This window comes from Sapientia aquatica, from assembly GCF_004358105.1.
Lineage (GTDB): Bacteria > Pseudomonadota > Gammaproteobacteria > Burkholderiales > Burkholderiaceae_D > Solimicrobium > Solimicrobium aquaticum.
On sequence record NZ_SMYL01000044.1, the window covers coordinates 1 to 927 of the forward strand.

Here is a 927-nt window from a genome sequence, read left to right on the forward strand (position 1 = left end):
AAGCAGTGATTTGCGCTGTGCTTAATACAGCCACTTGCGCGGTGGTCAAGGCTTTGACTTCGCTGCTGGTCAACGCTGCCATATCGGCGGTGTTGAGGCCGTTGAGCACTTGGTTAGTCGTCAAGGCTGCAATTTGCGCTGTCGAGAGCGAATTAACCTGAGCAGTCGTTAAACCATTATTGATCTGGTTAGTCGTCAAGGCCACGATTTGCGAAGTCGTTAAGGCATCGGCACCAGCAGTGCCTAAGGCCGCGACTTGAGCGGTATTCAACGCTTGGACATCCGCAGTCGTAATCGCTCTCACCTGCGCGCTATTGAGGCTAGCGACTTCATCGGTGGTTAAACCGTTTTGAACCTGATTCGTCGTTAAGACTGCGATTTGCGACGTCGTCAATGCATCCACACCCGCTGTACCCAAGGCAGTGATTTGCGCTGTACTCAACACGCTCACTTGAGCACTAGTTAAGGCGCGTACTTCGCTGCTAGTCAAATTAGCGATGTCAGCGGTATTGAGGCCGTTGAGGACTTGGTTAGTGGTCAAGGCTGCAATTTGTGCTGTCGAGAGCGAATTGACCTGAGCAGTCGTTAAACCGTTATTGATCTGGTTCGTTGTCAAGGCCACGATTTGTGACGTGGTCAAGGCATCCGCACCAGCAGTGCCTAAGGCAGCGACTTGCGCTGTATTCAATGCTTGGACATCAGCAGTCGTAATCGCTTGGATTTGCGCTGAATTCAGGCTAGCCACTTCATCGGTGGTTAAACCGTTTTGAACCTGATTGGTCGTTAAGACGGCAATCTGCTTGGTCGTCAACGCATCCACGCCTGCAGTGCCCAGCGCTGTGATTTGTGCTGTACTCAACACAGCCACTTGCGCGGTGGTCAAGGCTTTGACTTCGCTGCTGTTCAATGCGGCCACTTGAGCGGTAT

At 52.2% G+C, this 927-nt stretch carries 1 pseudogene; it reads right to left on the reverse strand.

Annotation, left to right across the window (positions count from 1 at the left end):
- Positions 1–927: pseudogene (locus E2I14_RS19430) on the reverse strand (heme utilization protein); the annotation flags it as partial.